This is a genomic window from Pseudomonas taiwanensis, from assembly GCF_013393345.1.
Classification (GTDB): domain Bacteria; phylum Pseudomonadota; class Gammaproteobacteria; order Pseudomonadales; family Pseudomonadaceae; genus Metapseudomonas; species Metapseudomonas resinovorans_C.
This window is the reverse complement of the sequence record NZ_QJRF01000060.1, coordinates 84,016-105,941: the sequence shown is the minus strand read 5'-3', so window position 1 is coordinate 105,941 and position 21,926 is coordinate 84,016. Positions and strand designations below refer to the sequence as shown.

The 21,926-nt window shown below is 62.4% G+C and carries 24 protein-coding genes; 20 read left to right on the top strand and 4 right to left on the bottom strand.

Annotation, left to right across the window (positions count from 1 at the left end; all coding sequences use genetic code 11):
* Nucleotides 1-11: 11 nt before the first annotated feature.
* Genes DM872_RS13660 through murB form a run of 7 tightly spaced genes read left to right on the top strand, consistent with a single transcriptional unit; the run spans nucleotide 12 to nucleotide 4,560 of the window.
* Nucleotides 12-647 (top strand): MotA/TolQ/ExbB proton channel family protein, encoded by a 636-nt coding sequence (locus DM872_RS13660; protein ID WP_179059993.1) that lies wholly within the window; start codon nucleotides 12-14, stop codon nucleotides 645-647.
* Entirely contained in the window at nucleotides 644-1,090 is a 447-nt protein-coding gene (locus tag DM872_RS13655) for an ExbD/TolR family protein (RefSeq protein WP_077525329.1), read from the top strand. Before DM872_RS13660 ends, DM872_RS13655 begins: the two co-directional genes overlap by 4 nt.
* On the top strand, nucleotides 1,090-2,094 hold the full coding sequence (gene lpxK, locus DM872_RS13650) for a tetraacyldisaccharide 4'-kinase (RefSeq protein WP_179059992.1): 1,005 nt from the start codon (nucleotides 1,090-1,092) through the stop codon (nucleotides 2,092-2,094). The genes DM872_RS13655 and lpxK overlap by 1 nt, the downstream gene beginning before the upstream one ends.
* Before the next feature lie 39 nt (nucleotides 2,095-2,133).
* A complete protein-coding gene (locus DM872_RS13645) occupies nucleotides 2,134-2,319 on the top strand; it encodes a Trm112 family protein (protein ID WP_077525327.1) in 186 nt (61 codons plus the stop codon).
* Nucleotides 2,316-3,080 (top strand): 3-deoxy-manno-octulosonate cytidylyltransferase, encoded by a 765-nt coding sequence (gene kdsB, locus DM872_RS13640; protein WP_179059991.1) that lies wholly within the window; start codon nucleotides 2,316-2,318, stop codon nucleotides 3,078-3,080. Before DM872_RS13645 ends, kdsB begins: the two co-directional genes overlap by 4 nt.
* A complete protein-coding gene (locus tag DM872_RS13635; protein ID WP_179059990.1) occupies nucleotides 3,080-3,544 on the top strand; it encodes a low molecular weight protein-tyrosine-phosphatase in 465 nt (154 codons plus the stop codon). The genes kdsB and DM872_RS13635 overlap by 1 nt, the downstream gene beginning before the upstream one ends.
* The gene (murB, locus tag DM872_RS13630) at nucleotides 3,541-4,560 is read left to right on the top strand and encodes a UDP-N-acetylmuramate dehydrogenase (protein ID WP_179059989.1); all 1,020 of its coding nucleotides are present in this window, start codon (nucleotides 3,541-3,543) and stop codon (nucleotides 4,558-4,560) included. The genes DM872_RS13635 and murB overlap by 4 nt, the downstream gene beginning before the upstream one ends.
* Before the next feature lie 76 nt (nucleotides 4,561-4,636).
* Here murB and ppnP read toward each other — a convergent pair whose 3' ends face one another.
* Nucleotides 4,637-4,918, bottom strand: a complete 282-nt coding sequence (gene ppnP, locus DM872_RS13625) for a pyrimidine/purine nucleoside phosphorylase (protein ID WP_077525323.1) — start codon at nucleotides 4,916-4,918, stop codon at nucleotides 4,637-4,639.
* 78 nt (nucleotides 4,919-4,996) lie between these two features.
* A complete protein-coding gene (locus DM872_RS13620; protein WP_179059988.1) occupies nucleotides 4,997-5,539 on the bottom strand; it encodes an exonuclease domain-containing protein in 543 nt (180 codons plus the stop codon).
* Between the two features lie 116 nt (nucleotides 5,540-5,655).
* On the opposite strand from DM872_RS13620, the gene DM872_RS13615 reads away from it, so the two are divergent.
* Nucleotides 5,656-6,528, top strand: a complete 873-nt coding sequence (locus DM872_RS13615) for an NAD(P)-dependent oxidoreductase (RefSeq protein ID WP_179059987.1) — start codon at nucleotides 5,656-5,658, stop codon at nucleotides 6,526-6,528.
* Between the two features lie 125 nt (nucleotides 6,529-6,653).
* Here DM872_RS13615 and DM872_RS13610 read toward each other — a convergent pair whose 3' ends face one another.
* Nucleotides 6,654-6,995, bottom strand: coding sequence for a DMT family protein (locus DM872_RS13610; RefSeq protein WP_179059986.1), 342 nt, complete (start codon nucleotides 6,993-6,995; stop codon nucleotides 6,654-6,656).
* Nucleotides 6,996-7,066: 71 nt separating this feature from the next.
* Between DM872_RS13610 and DM872_RS13605 the strand changes: the two genes are divergently transcribed.
* From DM872_RS13605 to DM872_RS13595, 3 genes are read left to right on the top strand one after another with little or no spacing between them, the layout of a single operon-like run.
* Nucleotides 7,067-7,906 carry a hypothetical protein gene (locus DM872_RS13605; RefSeq protein WP_179059985.1) on the top strand — a complete coding sequence of 280 codons (840 nt, stop codon included), beginning with the start codon at nucleotides 7,067-7,069 and terminating at the stop codon, nucleotides 7,904-7,906.
* Between the two features lie 45 nt (nucleotides 7,907-7,951).
* On the top strand, nucleotides 7,952-8,209 hold the full coding sequence (locus DM872_RS13600; RefSeq protein WP_179059984.1) for a YkgJ family cysteine cluster protein: 258 nt from the start codon (nucleotides 7,952-7,954) through the stop codon (nucleotides 8,207-8,209).
* Nucleotides 8,210-8,250: 41 nt separating this feature from the next.
* The gene (locus DM872_RS13595; protein WP_179059983.1) at nucleotides 8,251-8,853 is read left to right on the top strand and encodes an START domain-containing protein; all 603 of its coding nucleotides are present in this window, start codon (nucleotides 8,251-8,253) and stop codon (nucleotides 8,851-8,853) included.
* 66 nt (nucleotides 8,854-8,919) lie between these two features.
* Here DM872_RS13595 and gltA read toward each other — a convergent pair whose 3' ends face one another.
* Nucleotides 8,920-10,206 carry a citrate synthase gene (gene gltA / locus DM872_RS13590; RefSeq protein ID WP_077525316.1) on the bottom strand — a complete coding sequence of 429 codons (1,287 nt, stop codon included), beginning with the start codon at nucleotides 10,204-10,206 and terminating at the stop codon, nucleotides 8,920-8,922.
* Between the two features lie 363 nt (nucleotides 10,207-10,569).
* On the opposite strand from gltA, the gene sdhC reads away from it, so the two are divergent.
* From sdhC to sucD, 9 genes are all read left to right on the top strand, one after another.
* Nucleotides 10,570-10,944 carry a succinate dehydrogenase, cytochrome b556 subunit gene (gene sdhC, locus DM872_RS13585; RefSeq protein ID WP_179059982.1) on the top strand — a complete coding sequence of 125 codons (375 nt, stop codon included), beginning with the start codon at nucleotides 10,570-10,572 and terminating at the stop codon, nucleotides 10,942-10,944.
* Nucleotides 10,938-11,306: a succinate dehydrogenase, hydrophobic membrane anchor protein gene (sdhD, locus tag DM872_RS13580; RefSeq protein ID WP_077525314.1), complete on the top strand. Its 369-nt coding sequence runs from the start codon at nucleotides 10,938-10,940 to the stop codon at nucleotides 11,304-11,306. Before sdhC ends, sdhD begins: the two co-directional genes overlap by 7 nt.
* Before the next feature lie 3 nt (nucleotides 11,307-11,309).
* Nucleotides 11,310-13,082 carry a succinate dehydrogenase flavoprotein subunit gene (sdhA, locus tag DM872_RS13575; RefSeq protein WP_179059981.1) on the top strand — a complete coding sequence of 591 codons (1,773 nt, stop codon included), beginning with the start codon at nucleotides 11,310-11,312 and terminating at the stop codon, nucleotides 13,080-13,082.
* Between the two features lie 11 nt (nucleotides 13,083-13,093).
* A complete protein-coding gene (locus tag DM872_RS13570) occupies nucleotides 13,094-13,810 on the top strand; it encodes a succinate dehydrogenase iron-sulfur subunit (protein ID WP_179059980.1) in 717 nt (238 codons plus the stop codon).
* 245 nt (nucleotides 13,811-14,055) lie between these two features.
* Nucleotides 14,056-16,887 carry a 2-oxoglutarate dehydrogenase E1 component gene (locus tag DM872_RS13565; RefSeq protein ID WP_179059979.1) on the top strand — a complete coding sequence of 944 codons (2,832 nt, stop codon included), beginning with the start codon at nucleotides 14,056-14,058 and terminating at the stop codon, nucleotides 16,885-16,887.
* 44 nt (nucleotides 16,888-16,931) lie between these two features.
* Complete coding sequence (odhB, locus tag DM872_RS13560; RefSeq protein ID WP_179059978.1) at nucleotides 16,932-18,158, top strand: 2-oxoglutarate dehydrogenase complex dihydrolipoyllysine-residue succinyltransferase; 1,227 nt, start codon at nucleotides 16,932-16,934, stop codon at nucleotides 18,156-18,158.
* A 69-nt stretch (nucleotides 18,159-18,227) separates the two neighbouring features.
* Nucleotides 18,228-19,664 (top strand): dihydrolipoyl dehydrogenase, encoded by a 1,437-nt coding sequence (gene lpdA, locus DM872_RS13555; protein WP_077525309.1) that lies wholly within the window; start codon nucleotides 18,228-18,230, stop codon nucleotides 19,662-19,664.
* Between the two features lie 157 nt (nucleotides 19,665-19,821).
* A complete protein-coding gene (sucC, locus tag DM872_RS13550; RefSeq protein ID WP_077525308.1) occupies nucleotides 19,822-20,988 on the top strand; it encodes an ADP-forming succinate--CoA ligase subunit beta in 1,167 nt (388 codons plus the stop codon).
* Nucleotides 20,988-21,875 carry a succinate--CoA ligase subunit alpha gene (gene sucD / locus DM872_RS13545; RefSeq protein ID WP_179059977.1) on the top strand — a complete coding sequence of 296 codons (888 nt, stop codon included), beginning with the start codon at nucleotides 20,988-20,990 and terminating at the stop codon, nucleotides 21,873-21,875. The genes sucC and sucD overlap by 1 nt, the downstream gene beginning before the upstream one ends.
* Nucleotides 21,876-21,926: the final 51 nt, after the last annotated feature.

Below are 21,926 nucleotides of genomic sequence, written 5' to 3'. Positions count from 1 at the left end.
GATTTCCTACCGTGTGGGAGTTGGTCAAAGCCGGCGGCTGGATGATGCTGCCGATCATTCTGTGTTCCATTGCCGCCACCGCGATCGTTGCCGAACGCCTGTGGACACTGCGTATCAGCCGCGTGTCGCCGCCGCATCTGCTGGGGCAGGTATGGCGCCAGATCAAGGACAAGCAGCTGAACGGCCAGAAACTCAAGGAGCTGCGCGCCTCTTCGCCGCTGGGTGAAGTGCTGGCCGCGGGCCTGGCCAACTCCAAACATGGCCGCGAGATCATGAAGGAGTGCATCGAGGAAGCCGCAAGCCGGGTCATCCATGAACTGGAGCGCTACCTCAACGCCCTTGGCACCATCGCCGCGATGGCGCCGTTGCTCGGCCTGCTGGGTACCGTGTTCGGCATGATCGACATTTTCGGCGGCTTCATGGAGAACGGCATGGCCAATGCGCCCGTGCTGGCCGGCGGTATCGCCAAGGCGCTGGTGACCACTGCCGCGGGCCTGATCGTCGCCATTCCGGCGGTGTTCTTCCACCGCTACCTGCTGCGTCGCGTTGACGAGCTGGTTGTGGCCATGGAGCAGGAAGCGATCAAGCTGGTGGAAGTGGTCCAGGGCGATCGCGAAGTCGACTTCGCAGAGGAAGCCAAAGCGTGAAGTTCCGCCGCCGGGCGGGCAATGTCGCCCGCGAAGAGGTGTTCCTCAACCTCACTTCGTTGATCGACGTGATCTTCGTGTTGTTGCTGTTCTTCGTGGTGACCACCACCTTCAGCAAACCCAACCAGTTGAAGATCGAGTTGCCCGAAGCCGTGAGCGGAACGCCGCCCCAGGAAACCGAGCTGAAGACACTGGAGCTGAGCATCGCTGCGGACGGCCAGTATTCGCTCAATGGCCAGAACCTCGTGAAGAGTGACCTGGCGACACTGATCGCAGCACTGGGGCGTGAATCGGAAGGCGACAACAGCCTGCCGCTGGTCATTACCGCTGATGCACGCACCACTCACCAGTCGGTGGTCACTGCCATGGATGCCGCCGGCAAGCTGGGCTTCAGCCAGTTGCGCATGACCACCATCGAGGCCGACGCGGCCAAGAAGCCCTGATGGCCTTCTCCGACCGCCTGCTGGACGCCTGGTACCGGGGCCATCCGGCGCTTGGCCTGCTGAGCCCGCTGGAGTGGCTTTATCGCCGGGTGGCGAACGGCAAGCGTGCCGCCTACCTGGCGGGGCAGGACAGCAGTTACCGACCGCCTGTGCCGTTGATCGTCGTCGGCAACATCACCGTTGGCGGCACCGGCAAGACCCCGATGATCCTCTGGCTGATCGAGCACTGCCGGGCGCGCGGATTGCGCGTCGGTGTGGTCAGTCGTGGCTATGGGGCCAAGCCCCCACAGCTGCCCTGGCGGGTGCAGGCGGGACAGGGCGCCGATCTGGCCGGCGACGAACCGCTGCTGATCGTCCAGCGCAGCGGCGTGCCGCTGATGATCGACCCGGACCGTTCCCGCGCTGTGCAGGCGCTGCTGGAGCAAGAAGACCTGGACCTGATCCTCAGCGACGATGGCCTTCAGCACTACCGCCTGGCGCGCGATCTGGAACTGGTGCTGATTGACGCAGCCCGTGGGCTCGGCAACCGCCGTTGCCTTCCCGCCGGCCCCCTGCGTGAGCCGCCCGAGCGCCTGGAATCCGTGGATGCGGTACTGCGCAATGGCGCCGAGGCCGATTCCGCCGAAGGCTTCGCCTTCAAACTGCAGCCGAGCGAACTGGTCAATCTGAAGACCGGCGAGCGCGTCGGGCTGGACCATTTCCCATCCGGACAGGCCGTGCATGCGGTGGCCGGCATCGGCAACCCGCAGCGTTTCTTCAGGACCCTGGAGGCGCTAAACTGGCGCCCGATCCCGCACCCCTTCGCTGATCATGCTGTCTATAGCGCGCAAGCCCTGGCCTTCACGCCATCGCTGCCGCTGCTGATGACCGAGAAGGATGCGGTGAAGTGCCGGGCCTTCGCCGCCGCCGACTGGTGGTATCTGGCGGTCGATGCGGCGCCTTCGCAGGCTTTCGTCGCCTGGTTCGACGAACAATTGGCCCGCCTCCTGCCTAATCGCTTTTAACCCAGGTAGCCCTTGGGCTGCCGTCTCAAGGATTCACTCATGGACCCGAAACTCCTCGATATCCTCGCCTGCCCCCTGTGCAAGGGCCCGCTGAAGCTGGCCGATGACAAGAGCGAGCTCATCTGCAAGGCCGACGCCCTGGCCTTCCCGGTTCGCGACGGCATCCCGGTGATGCTGGAAGGCGAGGCCCGTACCCTCAATGTCGATGAGCGTCTGGACAAATGACCCAGGCCTTTACTGTCGTCATTCCCGCGCGCTTCGCCTCGACACGCCTGCCTGGGAAACCGCTGCAGGACATCGCCGGCAAGCCGATGATCCAGCACGTCTGGGAGCAGGCCCGGCGCAGCGCGGCGCAGCGTGTGGTGGTAGCCACTGACGACGCGCGTATCGTCGAAGCCTGCCAGGCTTTCGGTGCTGATGTACTGCTGACCCGTGCGGATCACAATTCCGGCACGGATCGCCTGGCCGAAGTGGCCAGCCAGCTTGGCCTGGCCAACGATGCCATCGTGGTGAACGTGCAAGGTGACGAGCCGTTGATTCCGCCGGCCATCATCGACCAGGTGGCTGCCAACCTGGCCGCCCATGCGGAAGCCGGCATCGCAACCCTGGCTGAGCCCATCCAGGATGTGCAGGCGCTATTCAATCCCAATGTCGTGAAGGTGTCCGCCGACCTCAACGGCCTGGCGCTGACTTTCAGTCGCGCTCCTTTGCCCTGGGCCCGTGATTCCTTCGCTGACAGCCGCGACCAGCTGCCGGCCGGGGTGCCGTATCGCCGCCATATCGGCATCTATGCCTACCGCGCAGGCTTTCTCCATGACTTCGTCGCCTGGGGCCCGTGCTGGCTCGAGAACACAGAGTGCCTGGAGCAGCTGCGGGCGCTCTGGCACGGCGTGCGCATCCACGTCGCTGATGCCCTGGAAGCGCCTCCCGCCGGCGTCGACACGCCAGAAGACCTCGAGCGCGTTCGGCGCTTGCTGGGGGCCTGATGCGCGTTCTCTTCGTCTGCCTCGGTAATATCTGCCGATCGCCCACCGCTGAAGGCGTGCTGCGCCACAAGCTGCGTGAGGCCGGGCTCGCCGAGCGCGTGCAGGTGGACTCCGCTGGCACCGGCGACTGGCATGTGGGCAAGGCGCCGGACGCTCGTACCCGCGTTGCCGCACAGCGCCGCGGCTACGATCTTTCGCAGCAGCGTGCACGCCAGGTCGCCCGGGGAGATTTCGCTGACTTTGACCTGATCCTGGCCATGGACGAAAACAACCTCGCCAATCTGCGCCGCCTGCGTCCCGGCGATTCCGCCAGCGAGTTGGACCTGTTCCTGCGCCGCTACCAGCTGGAACTGGATGAGGTGCCGGACCCCTACTACGGAGGGGCAGAGGGCTTCGAGCAGGTGCTTGACCTGGTAGAGCGGGCCTGTGAGGCGCTGATCGTTGAAATCAAGGGGCGCCTGTGAGCCTGGTCCTGCACGAAAATCTGTCCCTTAAGCCCTACAACACCTTTGGCGTCGATGTGAAAGCCCGGCTCTTCGTCGAGGCGCACGATGATGCTGAAGTGCGTGAGGCCATCGATCTGGCCGCTCGTCGCGGCCTGCCACTGCTGGTGATCGGTGGTGGCAGCAATCTGTTGCTGACTCGTGATGTGGAAGCGCTGGTGCTGCGCATGGCCAGTCGCGGCATTCGCCTCCTGGCCGATGACGGCTCGACGGTGCTGCTGGAGGCCGAGGCGGGCGAGCCTTGGCACCCGCTGGTGCTCTGGACCCTGGAACAAGGTCTGGGAGGGCTGGAAAATCTCAGTCTGATTCCCGGCACGGTGGGCGCTGCTCCCATGCAGAACATCGGTGCCTATGGCGTCGAGCTGAAAGACGTGTTCGCGGGCCTGACCGCCTTGGATCGGCAAACCGGCGCGTTGCGAGAGTTCGGCCTGGATGAATGTCAGTTCGCCTATCGCGACAGCCTGTTCAAGCGCGAGGCGGGACGTTGGCTGATCCTGCGTGTCCGTTTCAAGCTCAGTCGCGCGCCCTTGCTGCATCTCGATTACGGCCCGGTGCGTCAGCGCCTGCAAGACGAAGGCATCAACGCGCCGTCCCCCAGTGATGTCAGTCGCGCCATCTGCGCCATTCGCAGCGAGAAACTGCCTGATCCCGCCGTGCTGGGGAATGCCGGCAGCTTCTTCAAGAATCCGCTGGTCAGTACCGAGTTGGCCCAGCGCCTGCGGGGCGAATATCCGGACCTTGTGGCCTATCCGCAGGGCGATGGGCAGGTGAAGCTGGCCGCTGGCTGGCTGATTGAACGGGCTGGCTGGAAGGGGTTCCGCGAAGGCGATGCCGGCGTGCACCGGCTTCAGGCGCTGGTGCTGGTGAACTACGGCGCCGCCACCGGCCATCAGCTTCATGGACTGGCTCAGCGCATCCAGGCGGATGTGGCGACCAGGTTTGGTGTAGCGCTGGAGATGGAGCCGAACCTGATATGAGGTTCTGCTGCCTTGAATAAAAAAACCGGCCAGTTGGCCGGTTTTTTCTTTCGAGCCTCGGGAGCGAGGCTTCGCCTTAGCGGTACTCGCAGAGGTAGGCGGTATCCTGGGCCACTTTCAGCTGGAATTTGCTGTTGGCCGGTACGGTGAACTGGCTGCCGGCAGCGAAGGTTTCCCAGGTGTCGCTACCCGGCAGTTTCACGGTCAGTGCGCCGGCGATGACATGCATCACTTCCAGCTGGCTGGTGCCGAACTCGTACTCGCCGGCGGCCATCACACCGATGGTGGCCGGGCCTTCGGTCATGCCGAAGGCGATGGATTTGACGGTGCCGTCGAAGTATTCGTTGACCTTGAACATGCTGGGCTCCTGGATGGGGTCTGAAAGGGCCCGACAGTATGCCCAACGAGGGTTTCAGCGTCACTAGGTCGGGTGCATTCAGGCAGGCAGCACGAGCGGAAGCAGGCGCGCGGTGTTGCGGGCGTCTTCGAGGGCGCGATGCTGCTGGCCCTGGAAGTGCAGCCCAGCCAGTTGCAGGGCCGTGTGCAGACCCACCACGCGCTTGAGCTGGCGCACTTCGGCAAAACGCTGCTTCAGGTTCAGGTGGGGTACTGCGGCCAGCAGGCTGTCCAGTCCATGCAGTTGCCATTCCTTCTCCAGTTGGTGTCGATCATAGTCGCCCCAGCTGACCCAACCCACCAGGCGCGGGCGGTGATGGCCGAGCCAGCGCTCGAAAGTCTCCCAGACCTGCGGCAGGCTGGCGGCGCCGTCCACGTCGGCCTGGCTGATGTGGGTAAGCTGGCGGCAGAAGCCGGTCAGGCAGGGGCGGCGTGCCGGTCGAACGAAGCGCTGAAAATGGTCGACCTCGTGCCCGTCGGCGCGGACGACGGTCGCACCGATCTCGATGATTTCCATTTCTTCCAGGGGCCATCCACCTTCTTCGGTGGTGGCTTCCAGATCGATTACCAGCCAATGCGGCATGGGGTTCTCCTTGGCAAGGGGCGGCCGGGGCCAGCCTGCAGCGAGTATGGTGGCGCTTTCGCGGGCCGGCAAACTGCGTGTTAGGCTTTTCCGCAGGTCGACGAAGGAGAAGAACAATGGCTGAAGTAGCGTTCATCGGTTTGGGGGTCATGGGTTTCAACATGGCCGGGCACCTGGCCTGCGAAGGGCATTCGGTGCGGGTCTACAATCGCTCGCCGGGCAGGACCGAGCTGTGGTGCGATGAATTCGGCGGCGATGCCTTCGCCACGCCGCGCGAGGCGGCAGAAGGTGCGGAGTTCGTGATGGTCTGCGTCGGTAACGACGAAGATCTGCGCGCTGTCCTGCTCGGTGCGGATGGTGCTTTCGCAGGCATGGCACCCGGTTCGATCCTGGTGGACCACACCACCGCGTCGGCAGATGTGGCGCGCGAAATGGCAACCCTGGCTGCCGAGCGCGAGCTGGGCTTCCTCGATGCCCCGGTTTCCGGCGGTCAGGCCGGTGCCGAAGCTGGCATGTTGTCGGTGATGGTGGGTGGTGAGCAGGCGTTCTATGACCGAGCCGAACCGGTGATCGACAGCTACGCCAAGATGATTCGACGCATGGGCCCCGTTGGCAGCGGGCAATTGACCAAGATGGTCAACCAGATCTGTGTCGGCGGCCTGCTGCAAGGGCTCGCCGAGGCGCTGCACTTCGCCCAGTGCGCCGGGCTGGACGCGCAGGGCGCCATGGAGGTGATCAGCAAGGGAGCGGCGCAGTCCTGGCAACAGGAGCACCGCCATCAGACCATGCTGGACGGCAATTTCGATTTCGGGTTCGCCGTGGACTGGATGCGCAAGGACCTGTCCATCATCCTCGATGAAGCCGCGCATAACGGCGCGCAGCTGCCGGTTACGGCATTGGTCGACCAGTTCTACGCCGAGGTCCAGGCCATGGGTGGCGGGCGTTGGGATACATCCAGCCTGATCGCGAGGCTGAAAAAGCCGGCATAGCGAGTGAGGCAGGCGTCCTGAGCTAAGGCCAGGCTAGGCGGAAATCGGGGAGAAAGCGGAGTTGACGACCGTCAATGAGCATTTCGAGCCGATTTCCAAAAACGCCTGGTCGACGATCAGGGCGCCTAGCTGCGGAAAATGAAGTAGACGGCGCCTAGTAGGCACACTCCCGCCCACAGATAGTCCAGCTTCAGCGGCTGCTGCATGTAGAGCACGCTGAATGGCACGAAGATCGCCAGGGTGATCACTTCCTGCATGATCTTCAGCTGGCCGACCGAGAGTTCGGTGTAACCGATGCGGTTGGCCGGCACCATGATCAGGTACTCGAACAACGCAATTCCCCAGCTGATCAGGGCTGCAATTATCCAGGGCTTGGTATTGAGCGTCTTCAAATGGCCGTACCAAGCGAAGGTCATGAAGACGTTGGACAGGGTGAGCAGGGCTGCGGTCTGCATCCATACCGGCATGGTCTTGGGCTCTGTGTCGTTGGAGGCCTGCAAGCCTAATGGGTGCTGATTTTCAAGGAAAGGGGCCGGCCATGGGGCACTGGCGTGGATTGGGATTTGTCGCACTGTTGCTGCTTGCAGCGGCAATTGGACTTCTGCGTGGCGCCGACGCTTGGCGCACGCAGCCGGTTTTCGCGGAGCTGCATCTGCCGCCGGCCTTCACCGTGGCGCGTGACTTCGATTTCGGGCGCTATCGGCTTTCCTGGCGGGGCACGGCATTCGGCGTCTACGCGCAAAACCGGCCGGAAAAAATCCTCTGGTCAGCCGAGGGCGGCTTCCTTGCGGCGGGCGTAGCGCGCCCCAACCCGTTGCCGCTGCTTTCGGAGCGCAAGCTGCTGTGTCGCGACCAGAGCCTGGAATCGATCGAGCGCCTCGGGGCCAGGCTGCTGTTGAAGGGGCATCTGCGCTGTGCCGACGGCCGTCTGAGTGGTTATGTCCTGTCCTTCGAAGACGACGGCGAGCGGGGGGTGCTGCTGACTGTGACGCTGGGTGATTCGGAACTGGACCGGATTTATCTCCGCTGGCGACGGGACGCAGGAGAACGCGTTTACGGGTTTGGCGAGCTTTCCGGTGCATACGACATGTCGGGTCGACGCGTGATGGTTGCGCTGGGCGACGCTTCGGCTGCGGGGCAGGGGGGGCGAAGCATCGCTGCGACCCAGGCCTTTTATCTGACCTCCGGCATGCGGGCTTTCCATAGCCAATCTACGGCCTATCAGGTGTTCGACCTGCGAGATCCCCGCCGCATAGGGCTTGAAGTACATGAGGGTCGTCTGACTGCGCGTATCTACAAGGGCGAAAGTCCACAAGAGCTGCGCGCGCACCAGGCGTCAGTGATTGGGGTAATGTCCACGCAGACGGCGCCCAAGTAGAATGCGCTTTCGTCCGAGCACTCCTGTCACCCGAGGTCGTTCGCCATGCTCTGTCGCCCAGGTTGCGGTGCCTGCTGCATTGCCCCATCCATCAGCTCTCCGATACCCGGCATGCCTTCTGGAAAGCCGGCGGGTGAGCGTTGCCTGCATCTGTCCGTAGAGAATCTCTGCCAGTTGTTCGGCGACCCGCGCAGGCCTGCTGTCTGTGGTGCCTTCGATGCGGACCCGGAAGTCTGCGGTGATAGTCGCGATGAGGCGATTCGCCTGCTCGGTTGGCTGGAACAGGCAACCTCGGCCGCTTAATCATTCGGCCGGTCCATCGCCGGCCTGGGCAAGGAGAGATCATGAGATTCAAGGCTGTGGCGTTCTGCGCCCTGGGACTCCTCGCGGTGTCCGGCGCGCATGCCGGCGACTGGAAACTGGCCAAGGACGAGGATGGCATCAAGGTTTTTCTGAGCGAGGTGCCTGGCTCCAAGTACAAGGCCTATCGCGGTGTCGCCATCATGAAGACGGATATCGCCACCTTGCGTGCATTGCAGGAGGATGTCTCCGGGTCCTGTGCCTGGATTCATGAGTGCAAGGAGCAGAAGTTGCTCAAGAGCGACGGTGCGCAGAGCTGGACCTACACCCGCTTCAATACGCCCTGGCCAGTCACTCCGCGGGATTCGGTCATCCACGTCACTTCGGAGCTGGGGGCGGACGGTAGTGTCACGCGGTTGCTGGAAGGGGTGCCCAAGTACCTGCCTGACACAGAGGGCTATGTACGGGTGAGCCAGGTTGATGGCTTCTGGAAGCTGGTGCCGAAAGCGGCGGGGGAGGTGGAGGTGACCTATCAAGTGCATACCGAGCCGGGGGGCAGCGTACCTTCCTGGTTGGCCAACAGCTTTGTGGTCGATGCGCCGTTCAATACCCTCAAGGCGATGCGCCAGCGGGCGGAAAAACGCTGAAAGGCTAGACGAAGTCGAAATAAAAAAGGCTGCCGATCGGCAGCCTTTTTCATTGTGCGGTCAGCCTTACTTGCGGCCGTCCAGCGAGACGAAGTCACGCTGCTCGTAGCCGGTGTACAGCTGGCGCGGACGGCCAATCTTGTACGGGCTGGAGAGCATTTCCTTCCAGTGCGAGATCCAGCCGACGGTACGAGCCAGGGCGAAGATCACGGTGAACATGCTGGTCGGAATGCCAATGGCCTTCAAGATGATGCCCGAGTAGAAGTCTACGTTCGGGTAGAGGTTGCGCTCCTTGAAGTAAGGATCGTTACGCGCGATCTCGTCGAGCTTCATCGCCAGTTCCAGCTGCGGGTCGTTGATACCCAGCTCGGCCAGAACCTCGTCGCAGGTCTGTTTCATGACCTTGGCGCGCGGGTCGAAGTTCTTGTAGACGCGGTGGCCGAAGCCCATCAGCTTGAACGGATCGTTCTTGTCCTTCGCCTTGGCGATGAACTTGTCGATGTTCGACACATCGCCGATCTCGTCCAGCATGCTCAGCACGGCTTCGTTCGCGCCGCCGTGAGCCGGGCCCCAGAGAGCCGCGATGCCAGCTGCGATACAGGCGAAGGGGTTGGCGCCAGAGGAGCCAGCCAGGCGAACGGTCGAAGTGGAGGCGTTCTGTTCGTGGTCCGCATGCAGGATGAAGATGCGGTCCATGGCGCGGGCCAGCACCGGGCTGATCGGTTTGATCTCGGCCGGGGTGTTGAACATCATGTGCAGGAAGTTTTCCGCGTAATTCAGGTCGTTACGCGGGTACATCATGGGCTGGCCCATGGAGTACTTGTAGGCCATCGCCGCAATGGTCGGCATCTTGGCGACCAGGCGCATCGCAGAAACTTCGCGGTGCTGCGGGTTATTGATGTCCAGGGAGTCGTGGTAGAAGGCGGAGAGGGCACCGACCACGCCACACATGATCGCCATCGGGTGAGCGTCGCGGCGGAAGCCGTTGAAGAAGCTCTTCAGCTGCTCATGAACCATGGTGTGGTTCTTGATGGTGCCAACGAATTTGGCTTTCTCTTCCGCGTTCGGCAGCTCGCCGTTCAGCAGCAGGTAGCAGGTCTCCAGATAGTCGGATTTCTCTGCCAGCTGCTCGATCGGATAGCCGCGGTGCAGCAATACGCCCTTGTCGCCGTCGATGTAGGTGATCTTCGACTCGCAAGAGGCGGTCGACATAAAGCCAGGATCAAAGGTGAAGCAGCCCGTGGAGGTCAGGCCCCGCACATCGACTACATCGGGTCCCATGGTTCCGGACAGAACGGGCAGCTCTACGGGGGCTGCGCCCTCGATGATCAACTGCGCTTTTTTGTCAGCCATAGCGGCCTCCTAGTTATGCTTGAAATCATCAGACAGCCCCCCACGCAGGGCCCGGGACACTATAGAGGTATAAATTCGAATGTCAATTTGAAGAAACCCATGCGCCACTGGGGTTTGCGTGGGTTTTTCGGTGCAAAAGGTGGCGCTATTTACGCCTTTTATATAGGCAGTGCAATCCGCCGTTAGGGGCAGGCGTTTGCATTGTCATTAGTCAGCTAACTGTCTATACTCAGCGCCCGATCGCCAGGGGCCCTGCGCCCATATTTCTGGTGGTCGGCACTCCCTTTGGTGAGGGGTACCTGATCAGTGCACTTCCCGACAACTTGCCCTGTTTGTTAGGGGCCTCAGTGTGAAAAAAAAGCCGTGAATAGCCAACGACCTGTAAACCTAGATCTCAGGACCATCAAACTCCCCGTCACTGCTTACACGTCCATCCTGCATCGTATCTCTGGCGTCATCCTCTTCTTCGGCATTGCCGTGCTGCTGTTCGCACTCGACAAGTCGCTGAGCTCCGAGGAAGGCTTCGAGCAGGTCAAGGCGTGCCTGACCAGTCCGCTGGCCAAGCTGGTGGTTTGGGGCCTCCTGTCCGCACTGCTTTACCACTTGGTCGCCGGTGTGCGCCATCTGGTAATGGATGCGGGCGTCGGCGAGACGCTCGAGGGCGGCAAGCTGGGCTCGAAAATCGTCATCGTGATTTCTGCGGTGCTGATCGTGCTGCTGGGGGTGTGGATATGGTAACCAACGTTACGAACTTCTCGCGTTCGGGCCTTTATGACTGGATGGCCCAGCGCGTTTCTGCGGTCGTTCTCGCGGCTTATTTCCTGTTCCTGCTGGGCTACCTGCTGTTCAATCCGGGTCTGACCTACGCCGAGTGGCATGGTCTGTTCTCCCACACCGCGATGCGCATCTTCAGCTTGCTCGCCCTGGTCGCCCTGAGCGTCCACGCCTGGGTCGGCATGTGGACCATCTCCACCGATTACCTGACGCCGATGGCGCTGGGCAAGGCGGCGACGGTCGTGCGTTTCCTGTTCCAGGCGGTATGCGGCATGGCAATGTTCGCGTTCTTCGTCTGGGGCGTGCAGATTCTCTGGGGTGTGTGATCCATGGCTAGCATTCGTACTCTTTCTTTCGACGCCATCATCGTAGGTGGCGGCGGCGCCGGCATGCGTGCTGCGCTGCAACTGGCCCAGGGTGGCCACAAGACCGCTGTGGTGACCAAGGTCTTCCCGACCCGCTCCCACACCGTATCCGCTCAAGGCGGCATCACCTGCGCCATCGCTTCGGCAGACCCGAACGACGATTGGCGCTGGCACATGTACGACACCGTCAAGGGTTCCGACTACATCGGTGACCAGGACGCTATCGAATACATGTGCTCCGTAGGTCCGGAAGCCGTGTTCGAGCTGGAACACATGGGCCTGCCGTTCTCCCGTACCGAACAAGGCCGCATCTACCAGCGTCCGTTCGGTGGCCAGTCCAAGGACTTCGGCAAGGGTGGCCAGGCCGCCCGTACCTGCGCCGCGGCCGACCGTACCGGTCACGCCCTGCTGCACACCCTGTACCAGGCGAACCTGAAGAGCGGCACCTCGTTCCTCAACGAGTGGTACGCTGTTGACCTGGTGAAGAACCAGGACGGCGCCGTGGTTGGCATCATCGCCATCTGCATCGAAACCGGCGAAACCGTTTACATCCGTTCCAAGGCCGTGGTTCTGGCCACTGGCGGTGCTGGTCGTATCTACGCCTCCACCACCAACGCCCTGATCAACACCGGTGACGGCGTGGGCATGGCCCTGCGTGCTGGTGTGCCGGTCCAGGACATCGAAATGTGGCAGTTCCACCCGACCGGTATCGCCGGTGCCGGCGTGCTGGTGACCGAAGGTTGCCGCGGCGAGGGTGGTTACCTGATCAACGCCCATGGCGAGCGCTTCATGGAGCGTTACGCTCCGAACGCCAAGGACCTGGCCGGCCGCGACGTGGTCGCCCGTTCCATGGTGAAGGAAGTAATCGCCGGCAACGGCGTGGGCCCGAACAAGGACCACGTACTGCTGAAGCTCGACCACCTGGGCGAGGAAGTTCTGCACAGCCGCCTGCCTGGCATCTGCGAACTGTCCAAGACCTTCGCGCACGTTGACCCGGTCGTCGCGCCGATCCCGGTTATCCCGACCTGCCACTACATGATGGGCGGCGTTGCCACCAACATTCACGGCCAGGCCATTACCCAGGACGCCAACGGCAACGACACCATCGTCGAAGGCCTGTTCGCAGTGGGCGAAGTGGCTTGCGTATCGGTACACGGTGCCAACCGTCTGGGCGGCAACTCCCTGCTCGACCTGGTTGTGTTCGGTCGTGCCGCTGGCCTGCACCTGGAGAAGGCGCTCAAAGAAGGTATCGAGGCGCGCGGCGCCAGCGAGACCGACCTCGAGCTGTCCCTCAAGCGTCTGTCCGGCGTCAACGAGCGCACCAGCGGCGAAGAAGTTGCCCCGCTGAAACGCGAGCTGCAAAGCTGCATGCAGAACTACTTCGGTGTATTCCGTACCGGCGAATACATGCAGAAGGGCATTGCCCAGCTGGCTGACCTGCGTGAGCGTATCGCCAACGTCAAGATCAACGACAAGTCCCAGGCCTTCAATACCGCGCGTATCGAAGCGCTGGAGCTGCAGAACCTGCTGGAAGTCGCCGAAGCGACCGCGATTGCCGCGGAAGTCCGCAAAGAGTCCCGTGGTGCCCATGCCCGCGAAGACTTCGAAGACCGCGACGACGATAACTGGCTGTGCCACACCCTGTACTTCCCGGGTGATAAGCGCGTTACCAAGCGCGCCGTCAACTTCGCGCCGAAGACCGTTCCGGCGTTCGAACCCAAAGTACGTACTTATTAAGGGTGGCCGACATGTCCAAGACTCTTACTGTCAGCGTTTATCGCTACAACCCGGAGAGCGACAGCGCTCCGACCATGCAGGATTTCCAGATCGACACCGACGGCAAGGACGTGATGGTCCTCGACGTACTGGCGCTGATCAAGGAACAGGACGAGGGTTTCTCCTACCGTCGCTCCTGCCGTGAAGGCGTCTGCGGCTCCGACGGCATGAACATCAACGGCAAGAACGGCCTGGCGTGCATCACGCCGCTGTCCGCCGCTGGCCTGAAGGGCGGCAAGCTGGTGATCCGCCCGCTGCCGGGCCTGCCGGTCATCCGTGACCTGGTCGTCGATATGAGCATCTTCTACAAGCAGTACGAGAAGGTGAAACCGTTCCTGCAGAACGATACTCCGGCTCCGGCCATCGAACGTCTGCAATCCCCGGAAGAGCGCGAGAAGCTCGACGGTCTGTACGAGTGCATCCTGTGCGCTTGCTGCTCGACCTCCTGCCCGTCCTTCTGGTGGAACCCCGACAAGTTCCTCGGTCCCGCCGCACTGCTGCAAGCCTATCGCTTCCTGGCTGACAGCCGTGACAACAAGACCGAAGAGCGACTGGCTGCGTTGGACGACCCGTTCAGCGTATTCCGTTGCCGCAGCATCATGAACTGCGTGAGCGTCTGCCCGAAGGGTCTGAACCCCACCAGGGCAATCGGTCACGTACGCAACATGCTGCTGCAAAGCGGTACCTGATTCGTTTGCTGTACCCGTAACACCTGCGGCGCCGGCCTGGCTGGTGCCGCAGTAAAACCAGGAGCGCAGCCCACAAAGCCGTGCTCCTTATTTGAAAAATATATAGATGACCAGCAGGGGCAACCGGGCTGGTGCCCGGACTATCTGCGGGATCCTTGGTGGCTTTACCGAAGTCGCTGTGCCAGGACTTTTAAGCCCTAGTGGTGTCCATGCCGATGGTGTCCCCTTATCGAGGGTGACAAAGCATGCAAGAAAGCGAAATGCAGCGCATGTGGAACAGTGCCCACCTATCCGGTGGTAACGCTGCATATGTGGAGGAGCTCTATGAGCTCTACCTGCACGATCCCAACGCTGTGCCCGAAGAGTGGCGCACCTACTTCCAGAAGCTGCCGACCGACGGCAATCTTGCCACCGACGTTTCGCACTCCACCGTCCGCGATCATTTCGTCCTGCTCGCCAAGAACCAGCGCCGTGCTCAGCCGGTTTCCGCTGGCGCTGTAAGCAGTGAGCACGAGAAGAAGCAGGTAGAAGTCCTGCGTTTGATCCAGGCATTCCGCATGCGCGGCCACCAGGCATCCAAGCTCGATCCGCTTGGTCTGTGGCAGCGTCCGGCTCCGGCTGACCTGTCGATCCGTCACTACGGACTGACCGATGCCGACCTCGATACCACCTTCCGTACTGGTGAGCTCTACATCGGCAAAGAAGAGGCTACTCTGCGTGAGATTCAGCAGACCCTCAACGAGACGTATTGCCGCACCATCGGTGCCGAGTTCACCCACATCGTCGATTCCGAGCAGCGCAAGTGGTTCCAGCAGCGTCTGGAAAGCGTGCGCGGCCGTCCGGCGTTCTCGCCTGAAGTCCAGAGCCACCTGCTCGAGCGCCTGACCGCTGCCGAGGGTCTGGAGAAGTACCTGGGCACCAAGTACCCGGGCACCAAGCGCTTCGGCCTGGAGGGCGGCGAAAGCCTGATCCCGCTGCTGGACGAGATCATCCAGCGCTCTGGTTCCTACGGCCTGAAGGAAATCGTCATCGGCATGGCCCACCGTGGCCGTCTGAACGTTCTGGTCAACACCTTCGGCAAGAACCCGCGCGACCTGTTCGACGAGTTCGAAGGCAAGAAGACCGAAGGCCTGTCCTCCGGTGACGTGAAGTACCACCAGGGCTTCTCCTCCAACGTCATGACCCCGGGCGGCGAAGTCCACCTGGCCCTGGCGTTCAACCCGTCCCACCTGGAGATCGTTTCCCCGGTGGTCGAGGGTTCCGTACGTGCCCGTCAGGATCGTCGCCAGGACAAGACCGGTGACAAGGTTCTGCCGATCTCCCTCCACGGCGACGCAGCATTCGCCGGCCAGGGCGTGGTCATGGAAACCTTCCAGATGTCGCAGACCCGTGGCTACAAGACGGGCGGCACCATCCACATCGTGATCAACAACCAGGTTGGTTTCACCACCAGCCGTCCGGAAGACTCGCGCTCCACCGAGTACTGCACCGACGTCGCCAAGATGATCCAGGCGCCGATCCTGCACGTGAACGGCGATGATCCGGAAGCCGTACTGTTCGTCACCCAACTGGCCGTCGATTACCGCATGCAGTTCAAGCGTGACGTGGTCATCGACCTGGTCTGCTACCGCCGTCGCGGTCACAACGAGGCCGACGAGCCGAACGGCACCCAGCCGCTGATGTACCAGCAGATCAGCAAGCAGCGCACCACCCGTGAGCTGTATGCCGACGCCCTGAGCTCGTCCCGCGTGCTCGACACCGCCGCCATCCAGGCCAAGGTCGACGAGTACCGTACCGCTCTGGACAACGGCCAGCACGTGGTGAAGAGCCTGGTCAAGGAGCCCAACAAGGAGCTCTTCGTTGATTGGCGTCCGTACCTGGGTCATGCCTGGACCGCGCGTCACGACACCCGCTTCGACCTGAAGACCCTGCAGGAACTCTCCAGCAAGCTGCTGGAATTCCCGGAAGGCTTCGTGGTTCAGCGTCAGGTCGCCAAGATCCTCGAAGACCGCCAGAAGATGGGCGCCGGTGCGATGCCGATCAACTGGGGCTACGCCGAGACCATGGCCTACGCCACCTTGCTGTTCGAAGGCCACCCGGTGCGTATCACCGGCCAGGACGTGGGCCGTGGCACCTTCTCGCACCGCCACGCGGCGCTGCACAGCCAGAAGGACGCCAGCACCCACCTGCCGCTGCAACACCTGTTCGCCGACCAGCCGAAGTTCGATCTGTACGACTCCTACCTGTCGGAAGAGGCCGTGCTGGCATTCGAATACGGCTACTCCACCACCACGCCGAACGCGCTGGTGATCTGGGAAGCCCAGTTCGGTGACTTCGCCAACGGTGCCCAGGTCGTGGTTGACCAGTTCATCACCAGTGGCGAGCACAAGTGGGGTCGCCTGTGCGGCCTGACCATGCTGCTGCCGCATGGCTACGAAGGCCAGGGTCCGGAGCACTCCTCCGCACGTCTGGAGCGCTACCTGCAGCTGTGCGCCGAGCACAACATCCAGGTTTGCGTACCGACCACCCCGGCGCAGGTCTACCACATGCTGCGTCGTCAGGTGATCCGCCCGCTGCGCAAGCCGCTGGTAGCCCTGACTCCGAAGTCGCTGCTGCGTCACAAGCTGGCCATCTCGACCCTGGAAGACCTCGCCGAAGGTTCCTTCCAGACCGTCATTGGCGAGATCGATGCGATCGAGCCGAAGAAGGTAGACCGCATGATCCTGTGCAGCGGCAAGGTCTACTACGACCTGCTGGAGAAGCGTCGTGCCGAAGGCCGCGAAGATATCGCCATCGTGCGTATCGAGCAGCTGTATCCGTTCCCCGAGGACGACCTGGCCGAGGTTCTGGCTCCGTACAAGAACCTCAAGCACATCGTCTGGTGCCAGGAAGAGCCGATGAACCAGGGCGCCTGGTACTGCAGCCAGCACCACATGCGTCGCGTCGCGGCCGCCCACAAGAAAGGGCTGTTCCTCGAGTACGCCGGTCGTGAAGGCTCTGCAGCTCCGGCTTGCGGCTACGCCTCCATGCACGCTGAGCAGCAGGAAAAACTGCTGCAAGACGCCTTTACTGTTTAACGCCTTCGCGCAGAAGAAACCGAATTAGATAGGAACCCTGAATAATGGCTATCGAGATCAAAGCCCCCACTTTCCCGGAATCGGTTGCCGATGGCACCGTGGCTACCTGGCACAAGAAGCCGGGCGATGCGGTCAAGCGCGATGAGCTGATCGTCGACATCGAAACTGACAAAGTGGTCATGGAAGTCCTGGCGGAAGCCGACGGCGTCCTGGCTGAAATCGTCAAGAACGAGGGCGACACCGTCCTCAGCGGCGAACTGCTCGGCAAACTGAATGCTGGCGCAGCTGCCGCTGCTCCGGCTGCTGCTGCCCCGGCCGCCGCTCCCGCTGCCCAGGCTGCCGCTCCGGCCGCTGCCGCTGGCGACGACGCCATCCTCTCCCCGGCCGCCCGCAAGCTGGCCGAAGAGAACGGCATCGATCCGAACAGCATCGCCGGCACTGGCAAAGGCGGTCGCGTGACCAAGGAAGACGTGGTTGCCGCCGTCGAAGCGAAGAAATCCGCTCCGGCTGCTCCGGCAGCCAAGCCCGCTGCCCCGGCTGCCGAGGCTCCGGTCTTCGCCGCTGGCGATCGCGTTGAGAAGCGCGTACCGATGACCCGCCTGCGTGCCAAGGTTGCCGAGCGTCTGGTCGAAGCCCAGTCCACCATGGCCATGCTGACCACCTTCAACGAAGTCGACATGACTGAAGTCATGGCGCTGCGTTCGAAGTACAAGGACCTGTTCGAGAAGACCCACAACGGCGTACGCCTGGGCTTCATGTCCTTCTTCGTCAAGGCTTCCGTCGAGGCGCTGAAGCGCTTCCCGGCCGTCAACGCTTCCATCGACGGCAACGACATCGTGTACCACGGCTACCAGGACATCGGCGTAGCCGTTTCCAGCGACCGTGGTCTGGTGGTTCCGGTTCTGCGCAACGCTGAGCTGATGAGCCTGGCAGAAGTCGAGAGCGGCATTGCGACCTTCGGCAAGAAGGCCCGTGAAGGCAAGCTGTCCATCGACGAGATGACTGGTGGCACCTTCACCATCACCAACGGCGGCACCTTCGGTTCGATGATGTCGACCCCGATCGTCAACCCGCCGCAGGCCGCCATTCTCGGCATGCACAACATCATCCAGCGCCCGATGGCCATCAACGGTCAGGTCGTTATCCGCCCGATGATGTACCTGGCTCTGTCCTACGACCACCGCCTGATCGATGGCAAGGAAGCTGTGAGCTTCCTGGTGACCATCAAGAACCTGCTGGAAGACCCGGCTCGTCTGCTGCTGGACATCTGATCGGCGGTCTCTCTTTACGGCGGCCCCCCTTACAGGGGCCGTCCGGTTTCATACGAGAAGGAATGAGTTATGACCCAGAAATTCGACGTGGTAGTGATTGGTGCGGGCCCCGGCGGCTACGTTGCCGCTATCAAGGCAGCTCAGCTCGGCCTGAAAACCGCCTGCATCGAGAAGTACCAGGACAAGGAAGGCAAGACCGCTCTGGGCGGCACCTGCCTGAACGTCGGCTGCATTCCGTCGAAGGCGCTGCTGGACAGCTCCTACAAGTACCATGAGGCCCACGAGGGCTTCAAAATCCATGGCATCGAAGCCAAGGGCGTCACCATCGACGTGCCTGCCATGGTTGGTCGCAAGAACACCATCGTGAAGAACCTGACTGGCGGCGTTGCCACCCTGTTCAAGGCCAACGGTGTGACCCTGCTGGAAGGCCACGGCAAGCTGCTGGCCAACAAGCAAGTTGAAGTCACCGGTTCCGACGGCAAAGTGCAAGTCGTCGAAGCTGTGAATGTGATCCTCGCTTCCGGCTCCAAGCCCGTGGACATCCCGCCGGCTCCGGTTGACCAGGACGTGATCGTCGACTCCACCGGCGCCCTGGACTTCCAGGCCGTGCCGAAGAAGCTGGGCGTTATCGGCGCTGGCGTGATCGGCCTCGAGCTGGGTTCCGTCTGGGCCCGCCTGGGCGCGGAAGTCACCGTACTGGAAGCCCTGGACAAGTTCCTCCCGGCCGCCGACGAGCAGGTTTCCAAGGAAGCCATGAAGGTCCTGACCAAGCAGGGTCTGAAGATTCGTCTGGGCGCCCGCGTGACCGGCTCCGAAGTGAAGAAGAAGCAGGTTACTGTCAGCTTCACCGACGCCAACGGCGAGCAGAAGGAAACCTTCGACAAGCTGATCGTGGCCGTGGGCCGTCGCCCGGTCACTACCGACCTGCTGGCCGCCGACAGCGGCGTGACCCTGGACGAGCGCGGCTTCATCTTCGTCGATGACCATTGCGCGACCAGCGTTCCCGGCGTGTTCGCCATCGGTGACGTGGTACGTGGCGCGATGCTGGCCCACAAGGCTTCGGAAGAGGGCATCATGGTCGCCGAGCGCATCGCCGGCCACAAAGCCCAGATGAACTACGACCTGATTCCGTCGGTCATCTATACCCACCCGGAAATCGCGTGGGTCGGCAAGACCGAGCAGACCCTGAAGGCCGAAGGCGTTGAAGTCAACGTCGGCACCTTCCCGTTCGCCGCCAGCGGCCGTGCCATGGCTGCCAACGACACCGCCGGTTTCGTCAAGGTCATCGCCGATGCCAAGACCGACCGCGTGCTGGGCGTTCACGTGATTGGCCCAAGCGCTGCCGAACTGGTCCAGCAGGGTGCCATCGGCATGGAATTCGGCACCAGTGCCGAAGACCTGGGCATGATGGTCTTCTCGCACCCGACCCTGTCCGAAGCGCTGCATGAAGCGGCCCTTGCTGTGAATGGCCACGCCATCCACATCGCCAACCGCAAGAAGCGCTAAGAGCAAAGAAGAACCACGGCGGACTGCCCGTGCCGTGAGCCCTCTGGGGCTCACCGCGGAAAGCCCGCCGGACTGCCTTCAACTGCAGTCACAGGTGGCGCGGCACCACGAATGCAGCGCCGAATGCGCAATACCTAAACGAAGACGGTAGACAAGCATGAATCTCCACGAGTATCAGGGTAAGCAGCTGTTCGCTGAATACGGCCTGCCCGTATCCAAGGGCTTTGCCGTAGACACCCCGGAAGAAGCCGCAGCAGCCTGCGAAAAAATCGGTGGCAGCGAATGGGTTGTCAAAGCTCAGGTCCACGCTGGCGGCCGCGGTAAAGCGGGCGGCGTGAAGCTGGTCAAGAGCAAGGAAGATGCCAAGGCCTTCGCCGCCAACTGGCTGGGCAAGCGCCTGGTGACCTATCAGACTGACGCCAATGGTCAGCCGGTCAGCAAAATCCTGGTTGAATCCTGCACCGACATCGCCAAGGAACTGTACCTGGGCGCCGTGGTAGATCGTTCCAGCCGCCGTATCGTGTTCATGGCTTCCACCGAAGGTGGCGTGGACATCGAGAAAGTAGCTCACGAGACCCCCGAGAAGATCCTCAAGGCCACCGTCGATCCGCTGGTCGGCGCTCAGCCGTACCAGGGTCGCGAGCTGGCTTTCCAGCTGGGCCTGGAAGGTGATCAGATCAAGCAGTTCACCCACATCTTCGTTGGCCTGGCCAAGCTGTTCCAGGACTACGACCTGGCTCTGCTGGAAGTGAACCCGCTGGTCATCAAGGCAGACGGCAACCTGCACTGCCTGGACGCCAAGATCAACATCGACAGCAACGCCATGTACCGTCAGCCCAAGCTGCGCGCCATGCACGACCCGTCCCAGGACGACGCTCGTGAAGCCCATGCGCAGAAGTGGGAACTGAACTACGTGGCCCTGGAAGGCAACATTGGCTGCATGGTCAACGGTGCCGGCCTGGCCATGGGTACCATGGACATCGTCAACCTCCACGGCGGCAAGCCGGCCAACTTCCTCGACGTTGGCGGCGGTGCAACCAAGGAGCGCGTGACCGAAGCGTTCAAGATCATCCTGTCCGACAGCAACGTCGCTGCCGTACTGGTGAACATCTTCGGCGGCATCGTTCGTTGCGACATGATTGCCGAAGGCATCATCGGCGCGGTGAAAGAAGTTGGCGTGAAGATCCCGGTGGTCGTCCGTCTGGAAGGCAACAACGCTGACCTCGGCGCCAAGGTGCTGGCCGAGAGCGGTCTGAACATCATCGCGGCGACCAGCCTGACCGACGCTGCACAGCAAGTCGTCAAGGCCGCGGAGGGCAAGTAATGAGCGTCCTGATCAACAAAGACACCAAAGTCATCTGCCAGGGCTTCACCGGTAGCCAGGGTACTTTCCACTCCGAACAAGCCATCGCCTACGGCACCAAGATGGTTGGCGGCGTGACCCCCGGCAAGGGCGGCACCACCCACCTGGGCCTGCCGGTGTTCAACACCGTCAAGGAAGCCGTTGAAGCGACCGGCGCCGAAGCTTCGGTCATCTACGTTCCGGCTCCCTTCTGCAAGGACTCCATCCTGGAAGCGGCCTACGGCGGCATCAAGCTGATCGTTTGCATCACCGAAGGCATCCCGACCCTCGACATGCTGGACGCCAAGGTCAAGTGCGACGAGCTGGGCGTACGCCTGATCGGCCCGAACTGCCCGGGCGTGATCACTCCCGGCGAGTGCAAGATCGGCATCATGCCGGGTCACATCCACCTGCCGGGCAAGGTAGGCATCGTGTCGCGTTCCGGCACCCTGACCTATGAAGCCGTGAAGCAGACCACCGACGCCGGCTTCGGCCAGTCCACCTGCGTGGGCATCGGTGGTGACCCGATCCCGGGCTCCAACTTCATCGACATCCTGAAGCTGTTCCAGGAAGACCCGCAGACCGAAGCCATCGTCATGATCGGCGAAATCGGCGGTTCCGCTGAAGAAGAAGCTGCTGCCTTCATCAAGGCCAACGTGACCAAGCCGGTGGTGTCCTACATCGCTGGTGTGACTGCACCGCCCGGCAAGCGCATGGGCCACGCAGGCGCCATCATCTCCGGTGGCAAGGGCACTGCAGACGAGAAGTTCGCCGCCCTGCAGGACGCTGGTGTGAAAACCGTGCGTTCCCTGGCCGACATCGGCAAGGCCCTGGCCGAGCTGACCGGCTGGGAAGTCAAGAACGCCTAAGGCGCCTTGATTCCCCCAACAAAGGCCACCTTCGGGTGGCCTTTGTCGTTC